Source organism: Halobacterium sp. NMX12-1 (assembly GCF_040435975.1).
Taxonomy (GTDB): Archaea; Halobacteriota; Halobacteria; order Halobacteriales; family Halobacteriaceae; genus Halobacterium; species Halobacterium hubeiense.
Window position 1 is genome coordinate 617,048 of record NZ_CP159204.1, and the last position, 23,881, is coordinate 640,928.

Genomic DNA, 23,881 nt, shown 5'->3' on the forward strand with positions numbered 1-23,881 from the left:
GGTGGCGGCCGGCCAACGACGAGTATGCTCGCGCGTGGCTCCTGGAAGTGGACGTACGCCCTGCCGGCGGCGGTCGCCGGCGCGGCGCTGTTGCTCGTGTCGTCGCTGTGGGGCGTCGCGGCGCTCGCGCTCGCGGCGTTCGTCGTCTGGTTCCACCGCGACCCCGAACGCACGCCCGAGGGACGGGGCGTCCTCACGCCCGCTGACGGCAAGGTGTCGGTGATTCGCGAGACCGACGACGGCCGCCTCCGCGTGGGCGTGTTCATGAACGTCCACGACGTGCACGTGAACCGCGCGCCGCTCGCCGGCACGGTCGAGGCCGTCGAGCACCGCGACGGCGGCCACCGCCCCGCCTTCGACAAGGAATCGGAGCGCAACGAGCGCGTCCGCGTGACGTGCGACGACTACGAAGTCGTCCTCATCGCCGGCGCGTTCGCCCGGCGCATCCACCCCTACGTCGAGCCCGGGGACGACCTCGCGCGCGGCGACCGCATCAGCCACATCTCCTTCGGCAGCCGCGCGGACGTGATTCTCCCCCGAGAGTACGACCGCGACGACCTCCTCGTCGAGAACGGCGAGAAAGTCAGCGCGGGCGAGACGGTCGTGGCGCGCCGGTCGCCGAAACGCGAGTAGGAAGTCGGAGCCGACGCCACCAGTATTTTGACGGTCGCGTGACAACTATCGCGCATGTCCATGAGCAAGTCGTCCATGGGCGGCGGAACGGGCTTCACGACGCTCGTCGGCTACCTGCTGTTCCTCGCGGCGCTCGGCGTCGCGCTCGTCGCGACCTACCTGACGCTGACGCCGTGACTCACTGCCACACGCGTAGCGAACGTTGCTAACCGAGGGCGAGCGGTTCCCTCCACGAGTGAGCGGAGCGAACGAGTGGAGGCCGACGAGCGACCGTAGGGAGCGAGGAGTGCTTTTTCCGCAAGTTTTTGCCCGGGAGGGCGGCTTCGCCGCCCTCCCACAGCAAAAAGTGCGTTAACAGACCGGCTTGGGATTCACGCCCATGGCTTCGAGCTGTTCGGTGTACTCGTCGTAGGCGGCCTGAATGGCTTCGTCGGCGGCGTCCTTGGCGGTCTCCCAGTCTTCGTCGTCCTCGCAGAGCGTTTCGAGGAGGTCGAGCGCGCGCTCGCGCTGGTCGTCGAGGTCGCCCTTGAGGTCGCGGAAGACGCTCGCGGTCTGGGGGTCGGCTTGGCCGACGAAGAAGCCGGTGAGCTGTTCTTTGGACTTCTCGGTGGCAAGGACGCGGCCGACGAGCGCGCCGGCGCGTTCGACGGTGTCGTCGAGGCCGCGGAGGTACGCTTGCATCCCGGTGGCGTCGTCGTCGGGCTGGTAGTCGTCGAGTTCGGCGAGGACGGCGTCCGCGTGGTCGTCCTCCTCGGCGGCGGTGGTCTCGAAGGCCTCGCGGGCGGCGTCGTCGGACTCGCTGTCGGCCCACGCGTGGAACGTCTGCGCGGCGACGTACTCGGCGTCCGCGCCGGCTTCCAGCACGGGGCCGGCGTCCATCTCGCCGCCGGTGGCGGCGTACAGCGACTTCGAGGAGCCGAGCCGGGAGAGCGCGGTCTCGTTGTCGTCGCGGACCGCGTCGAGGAATTCGCTGGGTGTCACGTCCACCGGTAGTGGCTGCTGGGGCTTGTAAGCTGTCGTCGCGGCGAACCCACGGGGGCACGACAGCCGACGCTACCGGGTCGCGGCGCGCGAAAGAACGAGTGTGTGGTGTCGGGTTACTCGCCCGTCTCGATGGGGGCGTCCACGAGGTTGCCCCACTCGGTCCACGAGCCGTCGTAGTTGACGGTGTCGTCGTAGCCGAGCAGTTCGTGGAGCGCGAACCACGCGACCGACGAGCGCTCGCCGATGCGGCAGTACGCGACCGTCGTGCTGTCGCCCTCGATGCCCTCGTCGGCGTAGAGCTCTTCGAGCTCCGCTTGGGTCTTGAACGTGCCGTCGTCGTTCGTGACCGCGGCCCACGAGATGTTCTTCGCGCCGGGGATGTGGCCGCCGCGCTGGGCGGTCTCCTGGAGTCCCGGCGGCGCGAGGACTTCGCCGCTGTACTCCTCGGGGCTACGGACGTCGACGAGCGGGACGCCGCGGTCGATGGCCTTCTCGACGTCGTCGCGGTACGCGCGAATGGACTCGCGGGGGCCGCTGGCGTCGTAGGACTGCTCGGAGAACTCCGGCACCTCGTCGGTGGTCGGGTAGTCGTTCTCCACCCAGTACTCGCGGCCGCCGTCGAGGAGCTTCACGTCGTCGTGGCCGTAGTACTTGAACTGCCAGTAGGCGTAGGCGGCGAACCAATTGGAGTTGTCGCCGTAGAGGACGACCGTGGAGTCCTCGGTGATGCCGTGGCTGCCGAGGAGGTCCTCGAAGTCGTCCTTCTCGAGGATGTCCCGCTGGGTCTGGTCCTGCAGTTGGGTCTCCCAGTTGAAGCCGATGGCACCGGGCGCGTGTTCGTCGTCGTACGCTTCGGTGTCGACGTCGACTTCGACGAGTCGATGCTCGGGGTCGTCACTCTCGAACTCGTCGAGGCGCTCCTCGACCCAGTCCGCGGTGACGAGTACGTCTTTGGCGTATTCTGCCATACGCCTTCGTACAACACCCATCCCCATAACTACCGGCCACGCCGGCAGGTTCCCCCGGCCGTCGAGTTTACCAGCAAATGTTTCCGGCGGCGGGTCGGGTACCCGAGGCCCTCGCCGGGTCCGCGAGCGTTCACCGGCAACAACCTCCGCTATCTCGGAGTGACGGCGACAGCAGGGAGGCTAAGGCGGGCCGAGTCCACGGTTCACGCATGAGCGAGGAATGGGTCGCGTCCGCGGACTGGCTCGCCGAACACCTCGACGACGTCGCCGTCGTGGACGTCCGCGACGCGTGGGAGTACGACGGCATCGGGCACGTTCCGGGCGCGGTCAGCGTGCCGTTCGACGACTTCCGAGCCGAGGGCGGCCCGGAGGGAATGATGCCCGCCCGCGACCACTGGGCGGAGTTGCTCGGCGACGCGGGCATCGAGCGCGGGGACACAATCGTCGCGTACGACGACACGCACGGCGTGTTCGCCGCGCGCTTCCTCGTCACCGCGCTCTACTACGGCCACAACGACCTCCGACTGCTGGACGGCGACTACAGCGCGTGGCTGCGCGACCACGAGACCACCGACGACGCGCCCGACGTGACGCCGACCGACTACGAGCCCGGCGACGCCCGCGAGGACGTGTTCGTGGACGCCGACGACGTGCTCGCGGCGACCGACGACCCCGACGCGGTGGTCGTGGACACCCGCGAGCCCGAGGAGTACGCCGAGGGCCACATTCCGGGCGCGGTGAACCTCGACTGGAAGGAGGTCGTCGACGACGAGACGCGCGGCCTCAAGCCCCGCGCGGACATCGAGGACTTGCTCGCCGAACGCGGCGTCACGCCCGACGAGCGGGTCGTCCTCTACTGCAACACCGCGCGCCGCATCAGCCACACGTTCGTCGTGCTGCGGTGGCTGGGCTTCCCGGACGTGGCGTTCTACGAGGGGAGCCTCACCGACTGGACCGACCGCGGCCACCCGCTGGAGTAGCCGCTACGCCGCCGGTCACGGCCACTCCTCGGGCAGCAGCGACGCCTGCGCGCCGCGGTGCTCGTCCGCCAGCAGGCTCGCGGCCTCCACGACGAGCGCAACGACGAGCGGCCCCGCGATAATGCCGATGGGGCCGACTGTGAGCAGGCCGCCCGTGAAGCCGACGAAGTAGAGGCTTCCCGGGAGGTCGGCGGTGCGCCGGGAGAGCCGCGGCCGCACCACGACGTCGGGCAGCCACGCCACCAGCACGCCCGCGACCACGACGACGAGCATGGCGCCGGTGACGTTGCCGATGCTCGCCCAGTAGAGCGCAATTCCACCGACGACCAGCGACGGGCCGACGATGGGGATGAACTGGAGGACGCCCGCGACTACGGCGAGCATGATGGGGTAGGGGACGCCGAGCGCGAGGAACACGGGGAGCGCGATGGCGGTCGTCGCGAGCGCGGTCACCGCCTGCAGGACGTAAATGGCGTACAGGGTCGCGCCCGCGCGCCGCGCCAGCGACCGCGCGACATCGTGGTAGCTGGCGGGAATCGTCGCGAGGAGCGCGCGCTCGGCGTCCTTGTGCGCGAGCAGCAGGCCGAACACGACCATCCCGAACAGCGTGAACTTCAGCGCGAGCTCCGGGAGCGTGACCGCGAAGTCGACGGCGAACGCCGCGACGAACGACAGCACGGCGTCGGTGACGGCGCCGACCTCCACGGGGTACTCGTAGCCGTAGACCGCCAGTGTCACGACCTCCGGCAGGCCTTCGAGCACGTCCACGAGGCCGCTGGCGCGGTCGGTGAGCACGTAGATGCCGACGGAGACGGGGACCAGCACCGCCAGCGACGCCAGCACGGCTGTCGTCGCGCTCGACCACCACGGCGGCAGGCCGAGGCGCTGGACGCGCCTGTGAATCGGCACGAGGAGGTACGCGACCGTGACGGCGAAAAACACCGTGCCGAAGACCGCGCCGAGCAGCAGCGCGGCGGCGACGAGGAGCACAGCGAGGACGGCTGCCAGCGTGGTGGTTCGTGACGGGGGCACACCACGACGTACCGCGGGCGGTGTCAAAAGCGTTCGGCGCGACGACCGCCCCGCTCCGACACCGCGTACTTAGTCTTAGTGGCCGCCTCAGCCCCCATTCCTAGAAATCTGGCAATAACCCCTTTCCGCGAGACCCGCCGTGTATGCAACATGGCTGACAGTGGGGGCAGCAGCGCGAGCGCGCGGCGGTCGGCGGTGGCCGTCCTCGCCGCGGCGTTGGTGGTCGCGGCCGCGGGCGTCGGCGGGGCGGTCGGAGCGGTATCGGGAAGCACGACGACGCAGGCGGCCGGCTCGAACCCGGTGGAGTTCGTGTACGTGGACGACAGTACGTCTGAAATCACGTTCATGCGTGCGGACGGGACGACGGTCGGGACCGGCGTGAGCGACGCCGCAATCGTCGGGCCGATGGCTGACCTCGACGACGACGGCCTGCTGGAGGCGTCGTACGTGACGACCGGGGCCGGCGTGAAGGCCGTCGACGCGAACGGCGAGACGCAGATGCTCGTCGAGGACGGCGACGCGAGCACCGGGAAGGTCGGCGTCGGCGATTGGACCGGGGACGGCGTCCCCGAGGTGGTGTACGCGGACGCGAACAACCAACTGCGGTACGTGAACGTCTCCGGGAGCCCGACGGCAGTCGGCGGGGGGGAGGCGAATACGGTCCTCGGCGTGACTGACTTCGACGGCTCCGGGACGACGGACGTGGTGTTCGTGGGGACGTCCAAGGAACTCAATTACTACGACGGGTCGGAAACCGTCGAGACCCAGTACGGGGGCTTCGCGAACAGCGACGCCGCGGGGGCGCCGGCGGACATCTACGGGGACGGGGAACTTTGGGTACCCGTGATAGACGGCAGCCAATACCCCGAAATCGTGAACAGCACCGGGACCGACCGCGAGTTCCGCGAGACCAGCAACAACACCGACAAGCAGCCCGTGGCGGCCGTCGACTGGGTGGGCAACGACACTCACGAGATTATCCACTCGCAGAACGCCGAGTTGGCGTACACGCGGGCGGACGGGACGACGCGGAAGGTGACAGACGCCGACGGCGCGACGGTCTCCATCGACGAGAGCGCGGGCGTCGCGCGCGTCGCGAGCAGGCCCGCGGGCCTCTCGGTCAGCGAGTTCGCGGCAACCGCGACCGGCGACCAGAACGTCACCGTGAACGTCGCGACGAACCACGACCTCTCGGAGCTGAACGTCACGCTAGGCGGCCCCGAGACGGCGGCGTTGACGCTCGCGGCCGGCGACTTCGAGGAGACCGGCACGGACCCGTACTCGTACACCGCGACCTACGACGGGGAGACCGACGGCGAATACACCGCGACCCTCGAATCGGCGGCCTCTGCGGGCGACGCGACCTCGGGGAACACCGACACCGCGACCGTCGACGACCGCGTGCCGGCGGTCGAGTCGGTGAACCTCACCGACGCGACGAACGGCGACGGCGACGTGGAGGCGGGCGACGAGGTGACCGTGAACGCCACCGTCTCTGGGGACGTCGATTCGGTGACCGCCGACCTCTCCGCGTTCGACGCGGGTACCGTCACGCTCACCGGCGACACCGGTAGCTACGAGGCGAACGCCACCGTCGGCACGGACGCCGACGACGGCGACCAGAACGCCACCGTCACGGCCAGCGACGGCGAGGGGAACACCGACAGCGCGACGACGGGCGCACTCACGGTCGACACCGAGAACTTGTCGGTGGCGCTCAACGACACCAAGACCGTCGAAGTGGGGCAGTCCGCGGAGTTCTCGCCGGCGAACGTCTCCGGGTCGACGGGCGACGTGACCTACGACTGGAGGTTCGGCGACGGCAACAGTTCGTCCGGGGAGACGGTGACACACACGTACAGCGAGTCCGGCACGTACACGGTCGAAGTGACCGCGACCGACGGGACGGAGGACACCACCAGCGACACGATGAACGTGACCGTGGAGAACCCGCCGGTCGTGGAGTCGGTGAACCTCACTGACGCGACCGACGGGAACGGCACGGTCTCGCCGGGCGACGAAGTCACCGTGAACGCCACCGTCTCCGGGAGCGTCGATTCCGTGACTGCCGACCTCTCCGCGTTCGACGCCGGCACCGTCGAACTCGTGGCCGAGGGCGGGACGTACACGAACACCACCACTGTCGGCGCGAACGTCACCGAGGGCGCTCACTCGGCGACGGTGACCGCGACGGGCGCGAGCGGCACCGAGGACAGCGCGACGACGGAGACGCTGGACGTGGTCGTCGACGAGCTGACCGTCACCGTCGGGGACGACCGGACGGTCGGCGTGAACGAGACCATCGAGTACGACGCGTCGGTCGCGGGCGCGACCGGCGACGTGACCTACGAGTGGACATTCGGCGACGGTGAGAGTGCGACCGGCGAGACGGTCACCCACGCGTACGCCGACGCCGGCACGTACACGGTCGAGGTGACCGCGACCGACGACGCCGGGACCGCCAGCGACGAGACGAACGTGACTGTCGAGGACGCGCCCGTCGTGGAATCAGCGACCCTCACCGACGCGACCAACGGGAACGGCATCGTCGCACCCGAGGACAACGTCACCGTATCGGCGACCGTGAGCGGCGACATCGCCAGCGTCGAAGCCGACCTCTCGGCATTCGACGCCGGCACCGTCACTCTCACCGGCGACGGCACCGGTAGCTACGAGGCGAACGCCACCGTCGGCCCGAACGCCACCGACGGCGACCAGAACGTGACGGTCGTCGCGACCGGGAATCAGGGCAACGAGGACGCCGGCGAGACGGGCGCGCTCACGGTCGACACCGAGAACTTGTCGGTGGCGCTCAACGACACCAAGACCGTCGAGGAGGGTCAGTCCGTCGAGTTCTCGCCGGCGAGCGTCTCGGACGCGACCGGGAGCGTGGACTACGACTGGTCGTTCGACGACGGCGACACCGCGTCGGGGAAGACGGTCACCCACACCTTCGACGCCGACGGGACCTACAAGGTGATACTGACCGCCGACGACGGGTCGGGAGACGCGGACAAGGCGTCGATGTCCGTGACGGTGACCGCTGACGAGACGACCATCGAGGGGACCACGACGACCGACTCGTCCACCACGACCGACTCGTCCACCACGACCGACTCGTCCACCACGACCGACTCGTCCACCACGACTGCGCCGCCCGCGACCACCACGAGCGAGCCGACGGGTGGTGACGGCGGCGACGGCGGGACGAACGACCCGGCGGGGTCGAGCGACGACGAGACCGACCCGGTAGCCACGGCGACCGCGACCGCGACGCCGACGACCGGCGACTCGGCGGACGCGACGACCGCGCGGCCGACGGAATCGACCACGGCCACGGCGACGACGGCGCCAACGACCGAGCGGCCGCCGACGGCAACAGCGACGGCGACGGTCACGGAGACCACGGCGGAGCCGGGCGCGGAAAACGTCCCGCCGCAGAGCCCCGGCGAAGCACCGGGCTTCGGGACGGTGGCCGCGCTGGTCGCGCTCCTCGCGGCAGCGGCGCTGGCGCTCCGGGAGTGAGCGCCTGCACCGCCCGAAGCGACGGTCTTTTCTACCACACTTCGAAACAACCGGGTAATGAGACGGCGCGACTACCTCAAGACGGCCGGCGTGGGCGCCGCAGGACTGCTGACCGCCGGCTGTCTGCAGGTCGAGGAGAGCGAGCAGACGAGCACGAGCACCACCACGGACGCCTCGACCACCGAGGGGACGACGACCGGCACCACCAGCGAGTCCACGGAGCCGCTGACGGTCGCGACCTACGACTCCTTCTTCGGCGACGAGGGGACCGCGGGCCGCTGGCTGAAAGACCAGTGGGAGGCCGACCACGACACCGAAATCGAGTACACCGCGCCGAGCAACGGCATCAACGAGTTCATCCAGCGGAAAGACCAGAACGCGGGCATCGACGCCGACCTCTTCGTCGGCCTGAACACGCCCGACCTCGTGCGCGTCGACCAGTCGCTGCCCGACAGCGACCTCTTCGACGACCTGCGCGCCGACCTCGACAACGACGGCGACGTCAAGGAGAGCCTCGAAATCGACCCGGAGAACCGCGTCGTCGCCTACGACACGGGGTACATCACGCCCGTCTACGACAGCACCGAAATCGACGACCCCGAGACCTTCGACGCGCTCCTCGAACCCGAGTACGAGGGGACGCTGCTCGCGCAGAACGCCCAGTCCAGCGACCCCGGGCTCGCGTTCCTCCTGTGGACGATTCACGAGAAGGGACCGGACGTCTACCTCGACTACTGGGAGGACCTGCTCGCCAACGACGTGCGCGTGCTCGACGACTGGACGCCCGCGTACAACGCGTTCACGGCGGGCGAGCGCCCGATGGTCGTCTCCTACTCCACCGACCAAGTCTACTACAACAGCGAGGAGGAGCTGCCCCACCACCAGATTAGCTTCCTGAACGACCAGGGGTACGCCAACCCCGAGACCGTCGGGCGGTTCGCGGACAGCGACCAGCCCGAGACCGCCGCCGACTTCGTGGACTTCGTGCTCACTGACGAGGCGCAGGCGAGCGTCGCCCAGAAGAACGTCCAGATTCCCGCGACGACCACCGCGTCGCTGCCCGAGGGGTACGCCGAGTACGCGAAGGAGCCGCCCGAGCCGGTCACGTTTACCTACGAGGAGCTCACAGGCAACCTCGACGGATGGACCGAGGAGTGGGCGCAGCTGGTCGCGAGCAACTGACGCGCGTGACCGACTGGCTGTCCCGAGCGGGCGGCCGGCTCGCCGACGACGCGGACCGGCTGGTCCTCCCGGTCGTCGGCGCGGCGACGGTGCTGGTGCTCGGCGTCGTCTTCTACTACCCCGTGTGGACGGTGTTCGCGGAGGCGTTCGGGGACGCCGCCGAACCGATTCGGGACGTCCTCGTCAGCGAGTTCTACGTGGGCGCGGCTCACGGCCTGTTCGCGCACCCCGCGCGAGTCCCGGGTGACGTGCTCGCGTGGCTGGCGAGCGTGCGCGTCCACGCCGCGTGGACGGGGCTCGCGCCCGACGTGTGGGTGAGCTACCCCAGCGTTCGGAAGGGGCTGTTCGGGTTCACTGCGTGGCAGGCGGCGCTCTCGACGGTCGCGAGCGTCGCGCTCGGGCTACCGGGCGCGTACGTGCTCGCGCGCTTCGAGTTCCCGGGCCGGCGCACGCTGAAATCGCTGACCATCCTGCCGTTCGTGCTCCCGTCCATCATGGTCGTCGCGGGGTTCGTCGCGACGTTCGGGACGAACGGCACGCTCAACGGCGTGCTGACGACCCTCGGACTGGGGAAGGTCGAACTGCTGTACACGCTGGAAATCGTGGTGCTGGCGCACGCCTTCTACAACGCGCCGCTCGTGACGCGGATGGTGACGTCGGCGTGGGAGAACGTGGACGCCAGCGCGGTCGAGACCGCGCGCTCGCTGGGCGCGAGCCCGCTGCGGGCGTTCACGGACGTGGTCGCGCCCCAGTTGCTGCCGGCGCTGGCGGCAAGCGCGGTGCTGACGTTCGTGTTCACGTTCATGACCTTCCCCATCGTGTTGGGATTGGGCGGCCTCCAGTTGGCGACCGTGGAGGTGTGGCTGTACGCGCGCGTCCAGCAGTTCGACGTGGAGACGGCGGCCGCGCTCGCCACGCTGGAGACTGTCGTCTCGCTGGGGCTGACGTACGTCTACCTTCGCTACGAGGCGCGGCGCACGGGCGGCGGCGCGGGGAACCCGCTCCCCCGCCAGCGGCTGTTCGCCCTCGATGCGAATGACCTCCGGAGCGCGCTCGTGCGCGCCGGCATCGGCATCTACGGCGTCGTCGCCGCGGTCGTCTTCCTCGCGCCGCTGGCGTCGATGGTGCTGGCGAGCGTCGGCGGCCTCGGCGACCCGACGCTGGAGTGGTGGCGCTTCCTCCTCGAAAAACAGGCCGATAGTCGCACCCAGCCCGCCGTCGCGGTGTGGAACTCGCTTCGGTTCGGCGTCGGCGCGCTCGCGCTCGCGCTCCCGATGGGCGTCGTCGTCGCGGCGTTCTCCGCGCGCGGCGGCCGCGGCCGGAAGGTCGCGGACGCAGTCCTGATGGCGCCCATCGCGGTGTCGGGCATCGTCGTCGGGTTCGGGATGTTGCAGTCGCTGGTGTTCGGCGTGGAGCTGTTCGGCTACCGCGTCAGCGTCGTCGGCGCGGCCGTCGTCGTCGCCGCGCACGCCATCGCGGGCTACCCGTTCGTCGTGCGGAACGTCGCGCCGATGCTGACCGCCGTCGACGACCGGCTCGTGGAGTCCGCGCGGGCGCTCGGCGCGAGCCGCGCGCGAGCGCTGTGGGACGTGGAACTGCCGCTCGTGTGGCCGGGCGTGCTCGCGGGCGCGGCGTTCGCGTTCGCGCTCAGCATCGGCGAGTTCGACTCGACAGTGGTGCTCGCGAGCAGCAGCGACGTGTACACGATGCCGGTCGCCTTAGAGCGCTACCTCGTGGACCGCGCGGCCGGCCCGAGCGTCGGCCCGGCGGCCGCGATGGGGACGATTCTGCTCGCGGTGACAGCCGCCAGCTTCGTGGTCATCGACCGCGTCGGTGGGAGGTACCGACCGTGACGAGCCTCCAGTTGGACGACGTGACGCGGGCGTTCGGCGCGACGACCGCCGTCAAGGGCGTCTCGCTCGACGTGCGCGACGGCGAGTTCTTCACGCTCGTCGGCCCCTCGGGCTGCGGAAAGACGACGACGCTCCGGCTGATTGCGGGGTTCGAACAGCCCGACAGCGGCGACGTGCGCTTCGGCGGCGACTCCGTCGCTGGCGTGCCGCCGGAGGACCGCGACGTGGGCATCGTCTTCCAGAGCTACGCGCTGTTCCCGCACATGAGCGTCGCAGAGAACGTCGCGTACGGGCTGCGGTTCCGCGACCCGCCCGCGGGACAGACGACCGACGAGCGCGTCGCAGAGCTACTGGAGCTGGTCGATTTAGCGGGGTTCGGGGACCGCGACCCCGGCGAGCTGTCGGGCGGCCAGCAGCAGCGCGTGGCGCTGGCCCGCGCGCTCGCGCCCGAGCCCGACGTCCTCCTGCTCGACGAGCCGATGAGCGCGCTGGACGCGCGGCTCCGGGAACAGCTGCGCGTGCAGGTCAAGGAGATTCAGTCCGAACTGGACATCACGACCGTCTACGTCACGCACGACCAGAGCGAGGCGCTCGCGATTTCGGACCGCGTGGCCGTGCTGAACGCCGGCCGCGTCGAGCAGGTCGGCGAGCCCGAGGAGGTCTACCGGGAGCCGGCGTCGCGGTTCGTCGCGGAGTTCGTCGGCGACAACAACGTCTTCGACGGCGAATCTCCAGTCGAAACAGAGGGGTGTTCGGTCCGCATCGGCGAGACTGATTTCGACGTCGGCGAGCGCACCGACGGCCGCACGACGGTCTGCGTGCGCCCCGAGTCCCTACGCTTCGACTGCGAGCAGAACCGGTTCGCGGTGCGCGTGGAGAGCGTGGAGTTCCTCGGCGACGCCTACCGCGCGCACTGCGAGTGGGACGGCCGGGAAGTGCTCGTGAAGACCCGCGACGAGCCGCCAGCGGGAGAAGCCGTGCTCGGATTCGAGCCCGAGGACGCGACGCTGCTCTGATTGGGTCGGGGTCGCGTTTCCTGTTTAAGGCGCGACGCCGACGGTCAGCAGCGTGCCGTACGTGCGGTAGCGCTCGACCATGTCCTCGCGCGTCTCGAAGCCCTCGTGGGGGAACTCGGCGGCGGGCGGAATCTCGACGTCGCGGTCCGCGACGTTGTCCTGCTCGGCGACGTGCAGGCCCGCCTCGCGGAACGCCTCGCGGTACTGGGCCTTGTCCCAGCGGGTCATCTCCACGGTGATGTTGTCCTGCCAGTCGTGGCTGTGGACGTTCTCCTCGTAGTAGTTCACCGCGCAGTAGAACGTCCCGCCGGGCTTCAGCACGCGCCGGACCTCTTCGAGGGTCTCGTGGGGGTCGCTGGCGTAGTAGAACGCCTCCATCGAGAACACGTGGTCGAGGCTGTCGTCGGCGAACGGCAGGCTCCCGAAGTCCCCGACGACGTAGCCGATTTCGTCGTCCTCGGTGTACGACTGGGCGTTGCGCGCCATCTCCGGCGCGCCGTCCAGTCCGTAGCCGCGCGCGATGCCGCGCTCGCGGAGCGCCCGCAGCGCGTACCCGCTCCCGGTGCCGAGGTCGAGGACGTAGTCGTCGGCCTCCACGGGCATCCGCGCGAGCACGTGCTTGGCGGTGTGCCAGTGACGCTCCTCCATCCCCTTGTCGCGACCCGACGCCGCCCACTCGTCGAACTCCTTGCGTACGCTCATACCGAAAGCGACGGCCGCCGCGGGCAAAAACCCGCAGGAATCTGGTCGGCCGCACCCGCACCCGTAGACGTTTTCCCGGCCGTCCCCGACTGTCGGGTATGGTCGGCCGAAACAGACGGTATCGCGTCGCGGACACCGCCCAGCAGGTCGTCGGCAGCTTCCTGCTGGCGGGACCGTTCGTCGTCACCGAGGAGGTGTGGCTACTCGCCAGCCGCATGCAGTGGTTCCACGTGCTCGCGACCGTCGTCGTCGTGTTCGCCATCGGGTACGGCGCGCTCTACGAGGCCGACGACGACCGCGACCCCGACCGCGAAGCCGAGGTCGCGGGCGTCCCCGTGCGGTTCGTCTCCCTGATGGGGGTCGCGTACGGCTCCGTGCTCGTGCTCGCGCTGGCGGTCACCGCGCCCACGACGTTCGCCGGCCAACTGGAACTCGGCACGTCGCTGTCGGCGGTCGCGGCGCTCACCGCGAAGGCCGTCTGCGTCGGCGCCATCTTCAGCGTCGTCGGCGCCGCGACCGCCGACAGCGTGTTCTGAGCGCGGTCGCGCACGCGGCGCGGGACTCCCCGACCCCGAAGGTTAAGACCGCGTGGGCGCTTTCCTGCGGTATGGACTACGACCTCGCCATCGACGGAGCGCCCGACTCCGTCCCGGGCGGCACCGTCGTACTGCTGCTCCACCCCAGCACCGGCGAGACCGACCGCATGGACACCGACTTCCTGAAGACAGACACCGACAACTTCCTCGTCGTCTCCACGCGCACGACCGCCCGCGAGGTCACGCAGAAACTGGAGTACTACGACGTCGACGAGGACAGCGCCGAGATTCTGGACACGCTCTCCGTCGACCGCGGCTACTCGCGGCGCGGCGCCAGCCACATCCACTACGTCTCCGCGCCCGACGACGTCGACGGCATCCTCGCGGCCGTCGATCAGTTCCTCACGGACAACCCCGACAAGCGCCGCGTCAGCTTCGACTCGCTGACCGAGCTGGCGTACTACGCCGACGAGGATCGCGCGCTGGATGCGCTCGTCCGGCTCGGCGACCTGCTGGACGAACACGACGCGGTCGCGCTCGTCCACGTCTCCCGGGAGGTCCACGACGACGACGTGCTGGACTCGTTCCGCGGGGAGAGCGACGTGGTCGTCGAACTTGACGAAGACGGGAACGTCGCCGCCGACTACTGACGGATTACGCCGCGGTCCGCAGAATCAGCGTCGGTTACTCGGAGTCCGCGGCGTCGGCATCGAACACTTTCTGCGCCCACGTCACCGCGTAGCTGGCGCCGTGGCGGCGGTACGCGAGCGTGTCCAGCGCGGCGAACGGCGCGGGCAACTCGACGTCGTGCTTGACGGCGCTGCACGCGAGTTCGGCGGCGTCCGAGAACGACGTCTCGCCGCGCGCGATTTCCTGCGGCAGGCCGTCGATGCGGCCGGTGACGCGCTCGCCGGCGTCCACCCACGCCTCGTGGAGGTCGGGGTAGTCGTCGGCCCACGACGCGAACTCCTCGCGTGCGTGGAGCCCGCGGTAGGCGTCGCAGCACGCCGAGGCGAGCTGGTAGACCGACGCCGGGTCGGCGTCGACGGCGGCGTCGAACGCGCGGTACTCGTCCTCGAAGAAGCCGAGGAACTGCTCGGGGAGGTCCAGTCCCGCCTCGACGAGCGCCTCCGCGACGAGGAACCGCTCGAACGCCTCGGGCGTCCCCTCGGTGCGCGCCTTCACGAAGACGACCGGCGGGTCCGTCTGGGTCGTCCACGCGACCGCGCCGTCCCCCGGCGTCCCGACGACGAAGTCGCTGGACGCCAGCCGGTAGAGAATCTGGGGGGCGTCCTCGGGGAGCCACGCCGTGTCGTACTCGCTGGGCGTCAGCGACTCGACGAGCAGCGCGAGGTCGTCGCGGTGCTCGGGGGGCAGCGTCTGGAAGTCCCCGCTCGCAGTCGAGGACGATGGCCCCCGGCGCGTACGCCTCCCGGACGGCCGCGAGTTCGCCCGCGAGGTCGCGCTCCGAGAACATCTACGCGACGTTGACGACGATTATCAGCGCGAGGGCGGCGGCGAGGCCGACCGTCGCGGCGACGTACTTCGTTGCCGTGCTCATACGAGGTGATTCGCCCGCGAGGACTTAAATTGCGGTCGTTCGCCCGCGCGACGCGCCGGTCAGTCCGCGCCGTCGGCCGCCGGCGTCTTCGCGCCGTACGCGCGCCACGCCCCCGAGCGGAAGCGAACGAAGTTGACCGCGGCGCGCACGTACATGTCCCCGAGGATGGCCGCGAAGATGGCGGTCAGGCCGAGGCCGAGCCCCGGCGAGACGGCGGGAATCGAGAGCGGGCCGAGCGCGAACGGCCCGAAGACGAACGTCGCCGGGAGCGCGAGGAACGCCAGCGGCAGGCGGACGAGGTACGTGCCCGCGATGGCGCCGTAGAACGGCCAGCGGGTGTCGCCGGCGCCGCGGAGGCCGCCGCGGAGCGTCCGCGACACCGAGAAGCCGGCGACGCTCAACCCGAACACGCGGATGAACGTCACCGTGAGGTCGACGTTCGCCGCGCCGAACGCCTGCGCGATTGGCGTCGCCGCGAGGAAGATGCCGGCCCCGATGAGCAACTGGGTGACCAGCGCGATGCGAAGCGTCTGCCAGCCGTAGTCGGCGGCCTCGTCGGGGTCGCCCGCGCCCAACCGCTGGCCGACGAGGGTGCTGGACGCCGTGGAGTACCCCCACGCGGGCATCAGCGCCAGCAGCATCACGCGGCGGCCAATGGCGTACGACGCGACCACGGGCGTCCCGAGCACGCCGAGCACGAACAGGAACGGGAACCGGCCGAACGTCCGCGAGAGCCGCGTGCCCGCCAGCGGGAGCGCGACGCGCACGATTTCCCGGGCGACGCCCCAGTCCCACTGCTTGCCGCGCAGTCGGAGCGTGACGCTCCACCGCCCCGACAGCAGGACGGCGAGGAAGACGACGCCCGCGAGCGCGTTCGCGGCGGCGGTCCCCCACGCCGCGCCGACGACGCTGAGCTCCGGGAAGCCGAACAGCCCGAAGATGAGCACGGCGTTCAACGCGATGTTCGTCGGGAGCGTCACGAGGCGGACGTACATCGGCGTGCGGGTGTCGCCGGCGCCCGCCAGCGCCCGCGCCGCGATCATGCTCCAGAACCGGAACGCCACCGACAGCATCACCACGCGGAGGTAGTCCGCGCCCAGCGCCGCCGTCTCCGCGTCGCTGGCGAGCAGTCCGACGAGCGGGTCCGCGTACAGCCACGCGCCGAGCGTGAGCGGCGCCGACAGCAGTAGCGAAATCCACAGCGACTGCTTGATGGCGAAGTCCGCTTCCGCGTCCTCGTCGGCGCCCTTCAGCCGGGAGACGACGCTGATGGTGCCGCTGGTGAGCGCGAGCGCGAGCCCGAACGGGATGAAGTAGTACTGGAACCCGAACTCGAGGGCGGCGACCGCGACGTCCCCGGCGGCGATGCTCACCATCAGGAAGTCCGTCGTCCGGAGGACGGTGCGCAGCCCGCCCGTGACCATCGCGGGCAGCGCGAGGTCGAACGCCTCCTCGCCCTTCTGCCGGTCGACGAGCCCGAGACGAGCCAGCAGCGCGGGGAACGCGGCGACGAGCGCCTCCGCGCGGCGACGCAGAGTCATCTATCGGAAGCGTCTCGTCGGCGCGGAAAACAACTTCGCCAGCCGGCAACCTACCGCGGGTTCGAGCGGCGCCGCGGCGGCGAGCCGCGACGAAGGATGGAACGCGTGAACTGGGACTGCTCGCGCGCTACTCGTCGGTCTCCCACGCGTCCGGCACCTCGATGACGTACTGGCCGTCCTCCTGGAGCGCGATGATGTACTCCTGGCGGTCGTACAGCTCCATGAGGTTGAGCTCGTACTGGCCGGGCGCGACGATGCGGATGGACTCGAACTGGTCGTTGAGCTCCTGCCGGAGCTCGTCGAGGTCCGGGCGGTCCTCGGAGTCGTCGGGCTCCTTGACGACGCGGCCCTCGGCGGGCGCGTCCGGCAGCGAGTCCGTGTCCACGACGGAGCTCCGGGCGTCCGCCTGCGCGGCGTCTTCGACGTCGGTCTCGGTGCTGGCGTCGATGGCCTCGGCGGGCTCGTCGCCCGACTCCTCGACCGCCTCGCCCCCCGTTTCGGGTGCGCTCGGATCGGCTTCGGCGTCGGGAGTGCCGTCAGCAGTGGTCGCGTCGGCAGTGGCCGCGTCGGCGGCGTCCGCTGTGTCGGCAGCGTCCGAGGCGTCCGCAGCGTTGGCAGTGCTGGCGGTGTCAGCGCCGTCGGTGGTGGTAGCGTCATCGGCAGTGGCGGCGTCAGTCGCGTCCGTGTCCTCGGCAGACGTACGCGCTGCGGGGTCGGGGTCGCTGGTCACGGCGTCCCGGACCTTGTTCGCGGCGCGGCCGACCGCGCCCGCGACCGAGCCGCCCTCCGGCTCCGGTGGCTCGGGCGCGTCGGCGTCCGCGTCGGCTGGCGGGTCAGCGGGCTCGGACTCGGCGACGTCGCCGGGGTGGTACTGGAACTTGTTCCCGCCGCAGTCCGGGCACCCCGACAGCATCTCCTTGGAGCCGTCCGCGAAGACGTGCCCGCAGTTCGTACACTGGTGAGGCATTACTTGCGGGACACGAGCGCGCTGATGAGCGTCTCGTCCTTGTGGAGGGACTGAATCTGGTTCGCCGGTCCGACGACCGTGAGCTTCGACGTCGACTGCTTGCCCATCAGCCGGCCGAGCAGGCCGGTGTCGCTGGCCTCGGACTGCGGGAAGCTCTCGATCTCGATGCCGGAGAAGCCGTCCGGGTTGATTTCGCTCATCGTCACCTCGATGAGCTTCGACTCCTCGTCGGGAGTCAGGCCCGCTTCGAGGACGACGATTTTGCCGTCGCGGACGCCGTCCAGAATCATCCGGATCTTCTCCATGGACGTCTTCCCGGACATCCGCTCGGCGCTGATGAGATCGATTTGGACGCCGTCACCGGGTCCGTCGTCGCTCGTTGTTTCAGGCATCGTGGGTCACCCGAAGTACTCCGCGATCTTCTCGTAGACCTCGTCCATGTTCTCGCCCTCCAGCGCGGAGAGCGGAATCGTCTCGTGCTGGGGGAACGCGTTCGACACGCGCTGGATGTTCGAGCCCTCGAGGTCGGTCTTGTTCGCGAGGATGAGCACGGGCAGGTCGCGGCTCTCGATGATGCCGATGAGCATCGTGTTCACCTGCGTGAACGGGTCCTCGGTGGAGTCCAGCACGTAGATGACGCCGTCGACGTCCTCGCGCAGCCAGTGCATCGCCTCCGCGACGCCCTCGGTGGCCTCGCGGGAGCGACGCACGGCCTCGTCTTTCTCCATGTCGTGCTCAAGGAACTCCGAGTAGTCGACTTTCGTCGTCACGCCGGGCGTGTCGACGATGTCGATGTTGACGGTCTTCCCGTTGCGCTTGATTTCGACGTTCTCCTTCCTACGCGCGCGACGCGTCTCGTGCGGGATGTGGCTCTCCGGGCCGACCGCGTCGCCGGTCCAGTCGCGAGCGATGCGGTTCGCGAGCGTGGTCTTGCCGGCGTTCGGCGGGCCGTAAATCCCGATTCGTTTCGGTTCCGAGTCGTCGGCGAACAGGCTCGCCGACACCCGTGAGATGCTGTCTCTGAGTTCTGCGAACAGTCCCATCCTTGGCCTCCATACGCACCCCGCGCCTTGTATGCTTGACGCAGGATACGGACGGTTGCTACGGTAGAGCGGCCGAGCGGACTTAAACCTACGTCAGACGTATCGGCACGGAGATAGGTATTCGGACGGTCAGGTATGGAGTGATTCGGATGGGGTGGGACTGACAGAACAGAGCAGAGCGGAAGGAAACGAGGTGGGACGGAAGGGGTGGAACGGAATAGAGCGGAAGGAAACGGGACGAAACGGAACGGTTCGACGCGAAGCGGGCGGGTGCGTGAATGTGGGTTGACGAGAGCGCGTCAGCGGAGCCGGATGGAGACCGGTCGGGACTAGGCCGGACGGACCGGAACTGCGTGGGGAGTGCTAGCAGGAGCAGGCTGGAAGGCCCCCACCCCTTCGTTTCGAGTGGAAACGAGAGACGGAACGGGACCGTCGCCACAGAACAGGAGTTTTGACCGAGAACACGACTAGTCCTAGACCAGACCACACCCACAAAATCCGGTTTAGGCTGTATTGCGGTTACTGTTTCTGAGTGTATTACTTAGTCTTTTCTCTCTCCTAGAACCAATCGTGTACTGGACCCCCTCCCCCGGTCTGTTTCGCCGTTCCACTCGAAACGAAGGGGTGGGGGGCGGACCCCTGTCCCCCACTCCGACCCCCCTGTTTCCGATGGAACCCGCAATACGCCGGGTCGAGACCACCCACTCCTCGGAACGTCTACCCCGAGCTGACTCTCACCACCGTTTCACCGCGCAGTCGAAACGCTCCCGCGGGACCCCTTCTCGCCGCTCACCTCGCTCGACAGAGATATTCTCTAGCACGCTCCGGTCGCGGTTCCGGAGCGAACGCCGGCTGCTCCTCCAGTAGTGCTACACTCCTCTCTTCGCCCACTCTCGCTCGTCTCTCCCCGTCTCGGGCGCACTTGCGCCGTCTCGCTCGCTGCCGCTCGTCTCCGACATCCCCCTGGCTTCGAGTCCGATTGTCAGTCACCGACCTGACCCCATCGAAACTTATTAGTCCCTCTCGTTTCCATTAGTTCATCTGCATCAACTGGAGCGCCCGGTCACTGAACCGCCTCGAACGCCCCGTTCGCGTCGGTCTGTGGCTTCCTCTCCGTGCGCGGCGCTCTCCACACGAAACGAAGGGGCTCCGCAAACTATGTCAGACGAACCGACGACGGACGGCCGACGCACTGCCGACCGGGACTTCGAGGTGGACCTCGACGACGTCCTCGAGGACGACGAGGACGGCGACGAGGGGCTGTTCGACGACCTGCTCAGCGGCGAGCCCATCTTCGAGAACAAGGAGGTGCTGCGCCCGTCGTACACGCCACACGAACTCCCGCACCGGAAAGACCAGATCAACAACATGGCGACGATTCTCGTCGCGGCGCTGCGCGGCGAGACGCCGTCGAACATCCTCATCTACGGGAAGACCGGGACGGGGAAGACCGCCAGCGCGAAGTTCGTCAGCCAGGAACTGGAACGGACCTCCCAGAAGTACGACGTCCCCTGCGAGGTCGAGTACATCAACTGCGAGGTCACGGACACCCAGTACCGCGTGCTCGCGCAGCTCGCGAACACGTTCATCGCGCAGAACCGGGCGTTCGTCGACGAGCGCGTCGAGGAACTGCGGGACCTCCGCGAGGCCGCCGAAGACGACCCGAGCGTCCTCGAATCCGACGACGACAACGACGACCACCTCGACTTCGACTCCCCGGAGGCCGTCGACGAGCACGTCGAGGCGCTGCTCGAGGAGAAGGCCGAGATGGACGACGTCCCGATGACGGGGTGGCCGACCGACCGCGTGTACGCCCGCTTCTTCGAGGCCGTCGACTACGTCGAGCGCGTCGCGGTCATCATGCTCGACGAGATCGACAAGCTCGTCGAGAAGTCCGGCGACGACACCCTCTACAACCTCTCGCGGATGAACTCCGAGCTGGAGAACTCCCGGGTCTCCATCATCGGCATCAGCAACGACCTGAAGTTCACCGACTTCCTCGACCCGCGCGTCAAATCCTCGCTCGGCGAGGAGGAGATCGTCTTCCCGCCGTACGACGCCAACCAGCTCCGGGACATCCTCCAGCACCGCTCGGAGGTGGCGTTCAAGGAGGACGCGCTCTCCGAGGACGTCATCCCGCTGTGCGCGGCGTTCGCCGCCCAGGAGCACGGCGACGCGCGGCGCGCGCTGGACCTCCTCCGGACTGCCGGCGAACTCGCGGAGCGCGACCAGTCGGACTCCGTCACCGAGGAGAACGTGCGGCGCGCGCAGGACAAGATCGAACTCGACCGCGTGGTCGAGGTCGTGCGCACGCTCCCCACCCAGAGCAAGCTCGTCCTGTACGCCATCCTCCTGCTGGAGGACAACGGCGTCCACAACGTGAACACGGGCGAGGTCTACAACATCTACAAGACCCTGTGCGACGAGCTGGACGCGGACGTGCTCACGCAGCGCCGCGTCACCGACCTCATCAGCGAACTCGACATGCTCGGCATCGTGAACGCGGTCGTCGTCTCGAAGGGCCGGTACGGCCGCACGAAGGAAATCTCGCTGTCGGTGCCCGTCGAGGAGACCGAGGCCGTCCTCGAAGCCGACTCCCGCCTCAGCGACATCGAGAACGTCACGCCGTTCGTGCAGGCGCGCTTCGACAACTGAGGCCCGTTCGACGTTCCACGGTTCCCGACCCCCTTCGTTTCCCGTCCACACACCACGACGACGTAGCGACGGCCGTCCACTCGAAACAGTCCCGTCCGGGACGAACTCGCGCTCACTTCCCGCAAAAGGGGGTCGAAAAGTCAGTTCTCGCCGCCGTCAGTCGCTGGGCTGCGTCTCGGGCGTCGTGCTACCGGTGCCGGAGCCGACGTGTGGCACGGCGAGCCGGTAGATCGCGTACACGAGCAGCACGAGCAGCGCCGCGACGACCAGCGCCGTCCGGATGTTCGGATCGATGGTCGGCTGGGCGATGACTTCGCCCGCGTCGTTGGTCGTGGCCGCCGGGCTGCGCGGCGCGCCGTCCAGCGTTTCTATCAGGCCGGTGACGACGATGCCCAGCAGCAGCAGGCCGCCGCTGAGGTACATCGCGAGTCTGTCCACGAGGTCGACGTCGTTGGATTGCATGTTCTGTCACCTCCTATCCGAGTAGGTACTTCAAGCGCGGTCTGTTCTGGACGAACTCGGTGCGCTCGACGACGGCGTCGAGACCGTAGTACCGGCCAGCGGCGAACACGATCATCGTCACGAACAACAGCAGACCCATGAGGTCGCCGTTGATGATGCCGGTGCCGAACTCGGCGTTCCCGACCCAGAACAGCGACATGAAGACCACGCCGCCGAACGAGGCCAGCCGAGTGAGCAGGCCGGCGACGAGCGCGAGCCCGATGAGCGTCTCGAATATCGGGACCATCGCCCCCATCAGGTCGGGGAACCCGCCGAGGAACGTGGCCACCGGGCCGAGCGTCGTGCCGTCCATCCCGTTCAAGTACGTCGCCGCGTACCCGTAGCTCAGTCCGCTGTCGAGGAGCTTCCCGATCCCGGAGTGGAGGAACCACCACCCCGTAATCACGCGAAGCATCGCGATCCAGTACGTCGCCCACGGCCCCGAGAGTTCGAAGTCGACCCCGTTCCTCAAGGGGGTAGCCGCGTCGTATGACATTCCCATCACCTCACGTGTGGAGGTAGTCGCTGCACCCCTATAACCCGGGCTGCGATTCCAACGCGGTAAGACGCGTTCCCAGATTCTGAGAAGGACGTTCCCGGACTCTGAAAATCGGACGACCAGTTAACTCCCAGTACCCCAGAGAGTCGTGGTGATGCGTGCTCCGCTCGGGACGGACGAGACGCCCGAACTCCAGGCCGTCCTCGACGCCCTGGACGACGAGGGATGCAGACGCATCATCGAGGCGCTCGACGAGCCGATGGCCGCCAAGGAGCTCTCCGAGGAGTGCGACATCCCGCTGTCGACGACCTACCGGAAGCTCGAACTCCTCACGGACGCCGCGCTGCTGGAGGAGCGGGCGGTGCTCCAGCCGGACGGCCACCACACGACGGAGTACGATCTCGTCTTCGAGGAGGTCGTCATCCAGCTGGACGAGGACCGCACGCTCGACGTCGGCGTCACGCGGCCGTCGCAGTCCACGGACGAGCGCCTCGAAACGCTCTGGGCGGAGGTGAGCAAGGAAACATGATAGACATCACGGTAGTCGTCGTCGCGTTGAAGACAGTCACGCTGCTGCTCGGCGGCGCGGTCACGTACTTCGCCACGAAGGCCTGGCAGCGAACCGGCTCGCCGGCGCTGCGGTCGCTGGCCATCGGCTTCGGGTTCGTGACCTTCGGGGCGCTGCTCGCGGGCATCGCCGACCAGGTGCTGGCCGTCGAGCGCACGCTCGCGGTGTTGACCGAGAGCGCGCTCACGGCCGTCGGGTTCGCGGTCATCGTCTACTCGCTGTACGTCGACTGACCACGCCCGAACGCCGAGTCCGCGCGGCCGGAGTGAAATGCGCGCGCGAGAAACTATACTACGTCACCGGCGCGAGCGCGACGCCGGACCCGTTCTCCGCGGTCGAATCAGCGCCGATAGCAGCCGGTCCGCCGCCACTCGCGCCGGCTGACGCAACGTCGGCGCTCGTCGTGCCCGGCGTAAGCGTGCCGGCGAACGTCAGCCGCACCCAGCCGAGGTACGGGATGCGGTACTCCGCGGTCCCCTTCACCCACGCGGGCTTGACGGGGCTGGAGATGCCCCGCGTCTGGTCGTAGTAGTCGTTCGTGACCGAGTTGTCGCCCTTCGTGATGAACCCGGCGTGGGGCGCGGGGCAGTTCCGGAGCTCCTCGCAGTTGTCGGCGTCCACGTACTCGGGGTCGGCCTTCGAGTACCAGTTCTCGCCGTCGTCGACCCAGAAGCGCGCGCGGTGTATCACCGGCGTCTCTCGGGCGTTGCCGTACGGCTGGTAGACGACGACGTCGCCGAGGCCGCCGAACTGCCGGTAGCCGTGGTCGGTGGCGTCTTGGTGGGTGACGACGCCGGTGTCGCCAGTGGCGTACTCGGGGGCGAACCGCTGTTCTTCCATCACGAACACGAGGTCGCCGCGCTCCATGTTCGGCTGCATGCTGCCGCTCTCGACGGCGACCAGCGGCGGCCAGACGCCGCTGACCGAGAACAACAGTAGGCCGACCATGGCGACGGTGAGGGCGCTGCTGGCGGCCTCGCGGACGAACATCACGGCACCGTGGTCGGTGCGGAGGAACCAGACGAGCGCGGCCCGCGGGCCGCCGCGGGGGTCGGGCACGTCGTCGCCGTTGGTCATCTACTGGGAGTTCGCCGCTCCCGCGTTTCAACTTTCCCCTCGCGGACCGCCACCCTTT

The 23,881-nt window shown here is 68.9% G+C and carries 22 protein-coding genes and 1 pseudogene; 11 read left to right on the forward strand and 12 right to left on the reverse strand.

What is annotated here, in order from left to right; genetic code table 11:
* The first annotated feature begins 24 nt into the window (after positions 1 to 24).
* Positions 25 to 633, forward strand: a complete 609-nt coding sequence (locus ABSL23_RS04725; protein WP_353634911.1) for a protein sorting system archaetidylserine decarboxylase — start codon at positions 25 to 27, stop codon at positions 631 to 633.
* 351 nt (positions 634 to 984) lie between these two features.
* Here the strand turns inward: ABSL23_RS04725 and ABSL23_RS04730 are convergent, their stop codons facing one another.
* Positions 985 to 1,614, reverse strand: coding sequence for a rubrerythrin family protein (locus tag ABSL23_RS04730; protein WP_353634912.1), 630 nt, complete (start codon positions 1,612 to 1,614; stop codon positions 985 to 987).
* Between the two features lie 116 nt (positions 1,615 to 1,730).
* Positions 1,731 to 2,585: a sulfurtransferase gene (locus ABSL23_RS04735; RefSeq protein ID WP_353634913.1), complete on the reverse strand. Its 855-nt coding sequence runs from the start codon at positions 2,583 to 2,585 to the stop codon at positions 1,731 to 1,733.
* 209 nt (positions 2,586 to 2,794) lie between these two features.
* Here ABSL23_RS04735 and ABSL23_RS04740 point away from each other — a divergent pair, with 209 nt between their 5' ends.
* Positions 2,795 to 3,565 (forward strand): sulfurtransferase, encoded by a 771-nt coding sequence (locus ABSL23_RS04740; RefSeq protein WP_353634914.1) that lies wholly within the window; start codon positions 2,795 to 2,797, stop codon positions 3,563 to 3,565.
* Between the two features lie 15 nt (positions 3,566 to 3,580).
* On the opposite strand, the gene ABSL23_RS04745 is transcribed toward ABSL23_RS04740, so the two are convergent.
* A complete protein-coding gene (locus ABSL23_RS04745; protein WP_353634915.1) occupies positions 3,581 to 4,597 on the reverse strand; it encodes an AI-2E family transporter in 1,017 nt (338 codons plus the stop codon).
* 150 nt (positions 4,598 to 4,747) lie between these two features.
* Between ABSL23_RS04745 and ABSL23_RS04750 the strand changes: the two genes are divergently transcribed.
* The 4 genes from ABSL23_RS04750 to ABSL23_RS04765 are packed head-to-tail and all read left to right on the forward strand — an operon-like array spanning position 4,748 to position 12,173.
* A complete protein-coding gene (locus tag ABSL23_RS04750; RefSeq protein ID WP_353634916.1) occupies positions 4,748 to 8,122 on the forward strand; it encodes a PKD domain-containing protein in 3,375 nt (1,124 codons plus the stop codon).
* 57 nt (positions 8,123 to 8,179) lie between these two features.
* Entirely contained in the window at positions 8,180 to 9,304 is a 1,125-nt protein-coding gene (locus ABSL23_RS04755; RefSeq protein ID WP_353634917.1) for a thiamine ABC transporter substrate-binding protein, read from the forward strand.
* The gene (locus ABSL23_RS04760; RefSeq protein ID WP_353634918.1) at positions 9,265 to 11,157 is read left to right on the forward strand and encodes an iron ABC transporter permease; all 1,893 of its coding nucleotides are present in this window, start codon (positions 9,265 to 9,267) and stop codon (positions 11,155 to 11,157) included. The genes ABSL23_RS04755 and ABSL23_RS04760 overlap by 40 nt, the downstream gene beginning before the upstream one ends.
* Entirely contained in the window at positions 11,154 to 12,173 is a 1,020-nt protein-coding gene (locus tag ABSL23_RS04765) for an ABC transporter ATP-binding protein (protein ID WP_353634919.1), read from the forward strand. Before ABSL23_RS04760 ends, ABSL23_RS04765 begins: the two co-directional genes overlap by 4 nt.
* Positions 12,174 to 12,197: 24 nt before the next feature.
* Here ABSL23_RS04765 and ABSL23_RS04770 read toward each other — a convergent pair whose 3' ends face one another.
* On the reverse strand, positions 12,198 to 12,875 hold the full coding sequence (locus ABSL23_RS04770; protein ID WP_059058114.1) for a class I SAM-dependent methyltransferase: 678 nt from the start codon (positions 12,873 to 12,875) through the stop codon (positions 12,198 to 12,200).
* A gap of 98 nt (positions 12,876 to 12,973) precedes the next feature.
* Here ABSL23_RS04770 and ABSL23_RS04775 point away from each other — a divergent pair, with 98 nt between their 5' ends.
* Together ABSL23_RS04775 and ABSL23_RS04780 are read left to right on the forward strand one after the other, a co-directional pair.
* On the forward strand, positions 12,974 to 13,411 hold the full coding sequence (locus ABSL23_RS04775; RefSeq protein ID WP_353634920.1) for a DUF2391 family protein: 438 nt from the start codon (positions 12,974 to 12,976) through the stop codon (positions 13,409 to 13,411).
* Positions 13,412 to 13,482: 71 nt separating this feature from the next.
* Positions 13,483 to 14,061 carry a hypothetical protein gene (locus tag ABSL23_RS04780; protein ID WP_353634921.1) on the forward strand — a complete coding sequence of 193 codons (579 nt, stop codon included), beginning with the start codon at positions 13,483 to 13,485 and terminating at the stop codon, positions 14,059 to 14,061.
* A gap of 34 nt (positions 14,062 to 14,095) precedes the next feature.
* Here ABSL23_RS04780 and ABSL23_RS04785 read toward each other — a convergent pair.
* The 5 genes and pseudogenes from ABSL23_RS04785 to ABSL23_RS04805 form a co-directional block, all read right to left on the reverse strand.
* Positions 14,096 to 14,888 (reverse strand): annotated as a pseudogene (locus ABSL23_RS04785) (hypothetical protein).
* Positions 14,889 to 15,031: 143 nt separating this feature from the next.
* Positions 15,032 to 16,513: an MATE family efflux transporter gene (locus ABSL23_RS04790; RefSeq protein WP_059058122.1), complete on the reverse strand. Its 1,482-nt coding sequence runs from the start codon at positions 16,511 to 16,513 to the stop codon at positions 15,032 to 15,034.
* Between the two features lie 127 nt (positions 16,514 to 16,640).
* A complete protein-coding gene (locus ABSL23_RS04795) occupies positions 16,641 to 17,480 on the reverse strand; it encodes a Zn-ribbon containing protein (protein WP_353634922.1) in 840 nt (279 codons plus the stop codon).
* The gene (locus ABSL23_RS04800; protein WP_059055071.1) at positions 17,480 to 17,872 is read right to left on the reverse strand and encodes a DUF2073 domain-containing protein; all 393 of its coding nucleotides are present in this window, start codon (positions 17,870 to 17,872) and stop codon (positions 17,480 to 17,482) included. The genes ABSL23_RS04795 and ABSL23_RS04800 overlap by 1 nt, the downstream gene beginning before the upstream one ends.
* Positions 17,873 to 17,878: 6 nt before the next feature.
* Positions 17,879 to 18,523, reverse strand: a complete 645-nt coding sequence (locus ABSL23_RS04805; protein ID WP_059055072.1) for an Era-like GTP-binding protein — start codon at positions 18,521 to 18,523, stop codon at positions 17,879 to 17,881.
* Positions 18,524 to 19,681: 1,158 nt separating this feature from the next.
* Between ABSL23_RS04805 and ABSL23_RS04810 the strand changes: the two genes are divergently transcribed.
* Entirely contained in the window at positions 19,682 to 21,178 is a 1,497-nt protein-coding gene (locus ABSL23_RS04810) for an ORC1-type DNA replication protein (RefSeq protein WP_059055073.1), read from the forward strand.
* Between the two features lie 156 nt (positions 21,179 to 21,334).
* On the opposite strand, the gene ABSL23_RS04815 is transcribed toward ABSL23_RS04810, so the two are convergent.
* Together ABSL23_RS04815 and ABSL23_RS04820 are read right to left on the reverse strand one after the other, a co-directional pair.
* Positions 21,335 to 21,640, reverse strand: coding sequence for a hypothetical protein (locus ABSL23_RS04815; RefSeq protein ID WP_059055074.1), 306 nt, complete (start codon positions 21,638 to 21,640; stop codon positions 21,335 to 21,337).
* Positions 21,641 to 21,653: 13 nt separating this feature from the next.
* The gene (locus tag ABSL23_RS04820) at positions 21,654 to 22,175 is read right to left on the reverse strand and encodes a DoxX family protein (RefSeq protein ID WP_059058124.1); all 522 of its coding nucleotides are present in this window, start codon (positions 22,173 to 22,175) and stop codon (positions 21,654 to 21,656) included.
* Between the two features lie 154 nt (positions 22,176 to 22,329).
* Here ABSL23_RS04820 and ABSL23_RS04825 point away from each other — a divergent pair, with 154 nt between their 5' ends.
* The gene (locus ABSL23_RS04825; protein WP_059055075.1) at positions 22,330 to 22,707 is read left to right on the forward strand and encodes a helix-turn-helix domain-containing protein; all 378 of its coding nucleotides are present in this window, start codon (positions 22,330 to 22,332) and stop codon (positions 22,705 to 22,707) included.
* Complete coding sequence (locus tag ABSL23_RS04830; protein ID WP_059055076.1) at positions 22,704 to 22,979, forward strand: hypothetical protein; 276 nt, start codon at positions 22,704 to 22,706, stop codon at positions 22,977 to 22,979. The genes ABSL23_RS04825 and ABSL23_RS04830 overlap by 4 nt, the downstream gene beginning before the upstream one ends.
* Before the next feature lie 58 nt (positions 22,980 to 23,037).
* Here ABSL23_RS04830 and ABSL23_RS04835 read toward each other — a convergent pair whose 3' ends face one another.
* The gene (locus tag ABSL23_RS04835; RefSeq protein WP_237582724.1) at positions 23,038 to 23,823 is read right to left on the reverse strand and encodes a S26 family signal peptidase; all 786 of its coding nucleotides are present in this window, start codon (positions 23,821 to 23,823) and stop codon (positions 23,038 to 23,040) included.
* Positions 23,824 to 23,881 lie beyond the last annotated feature (58 nt).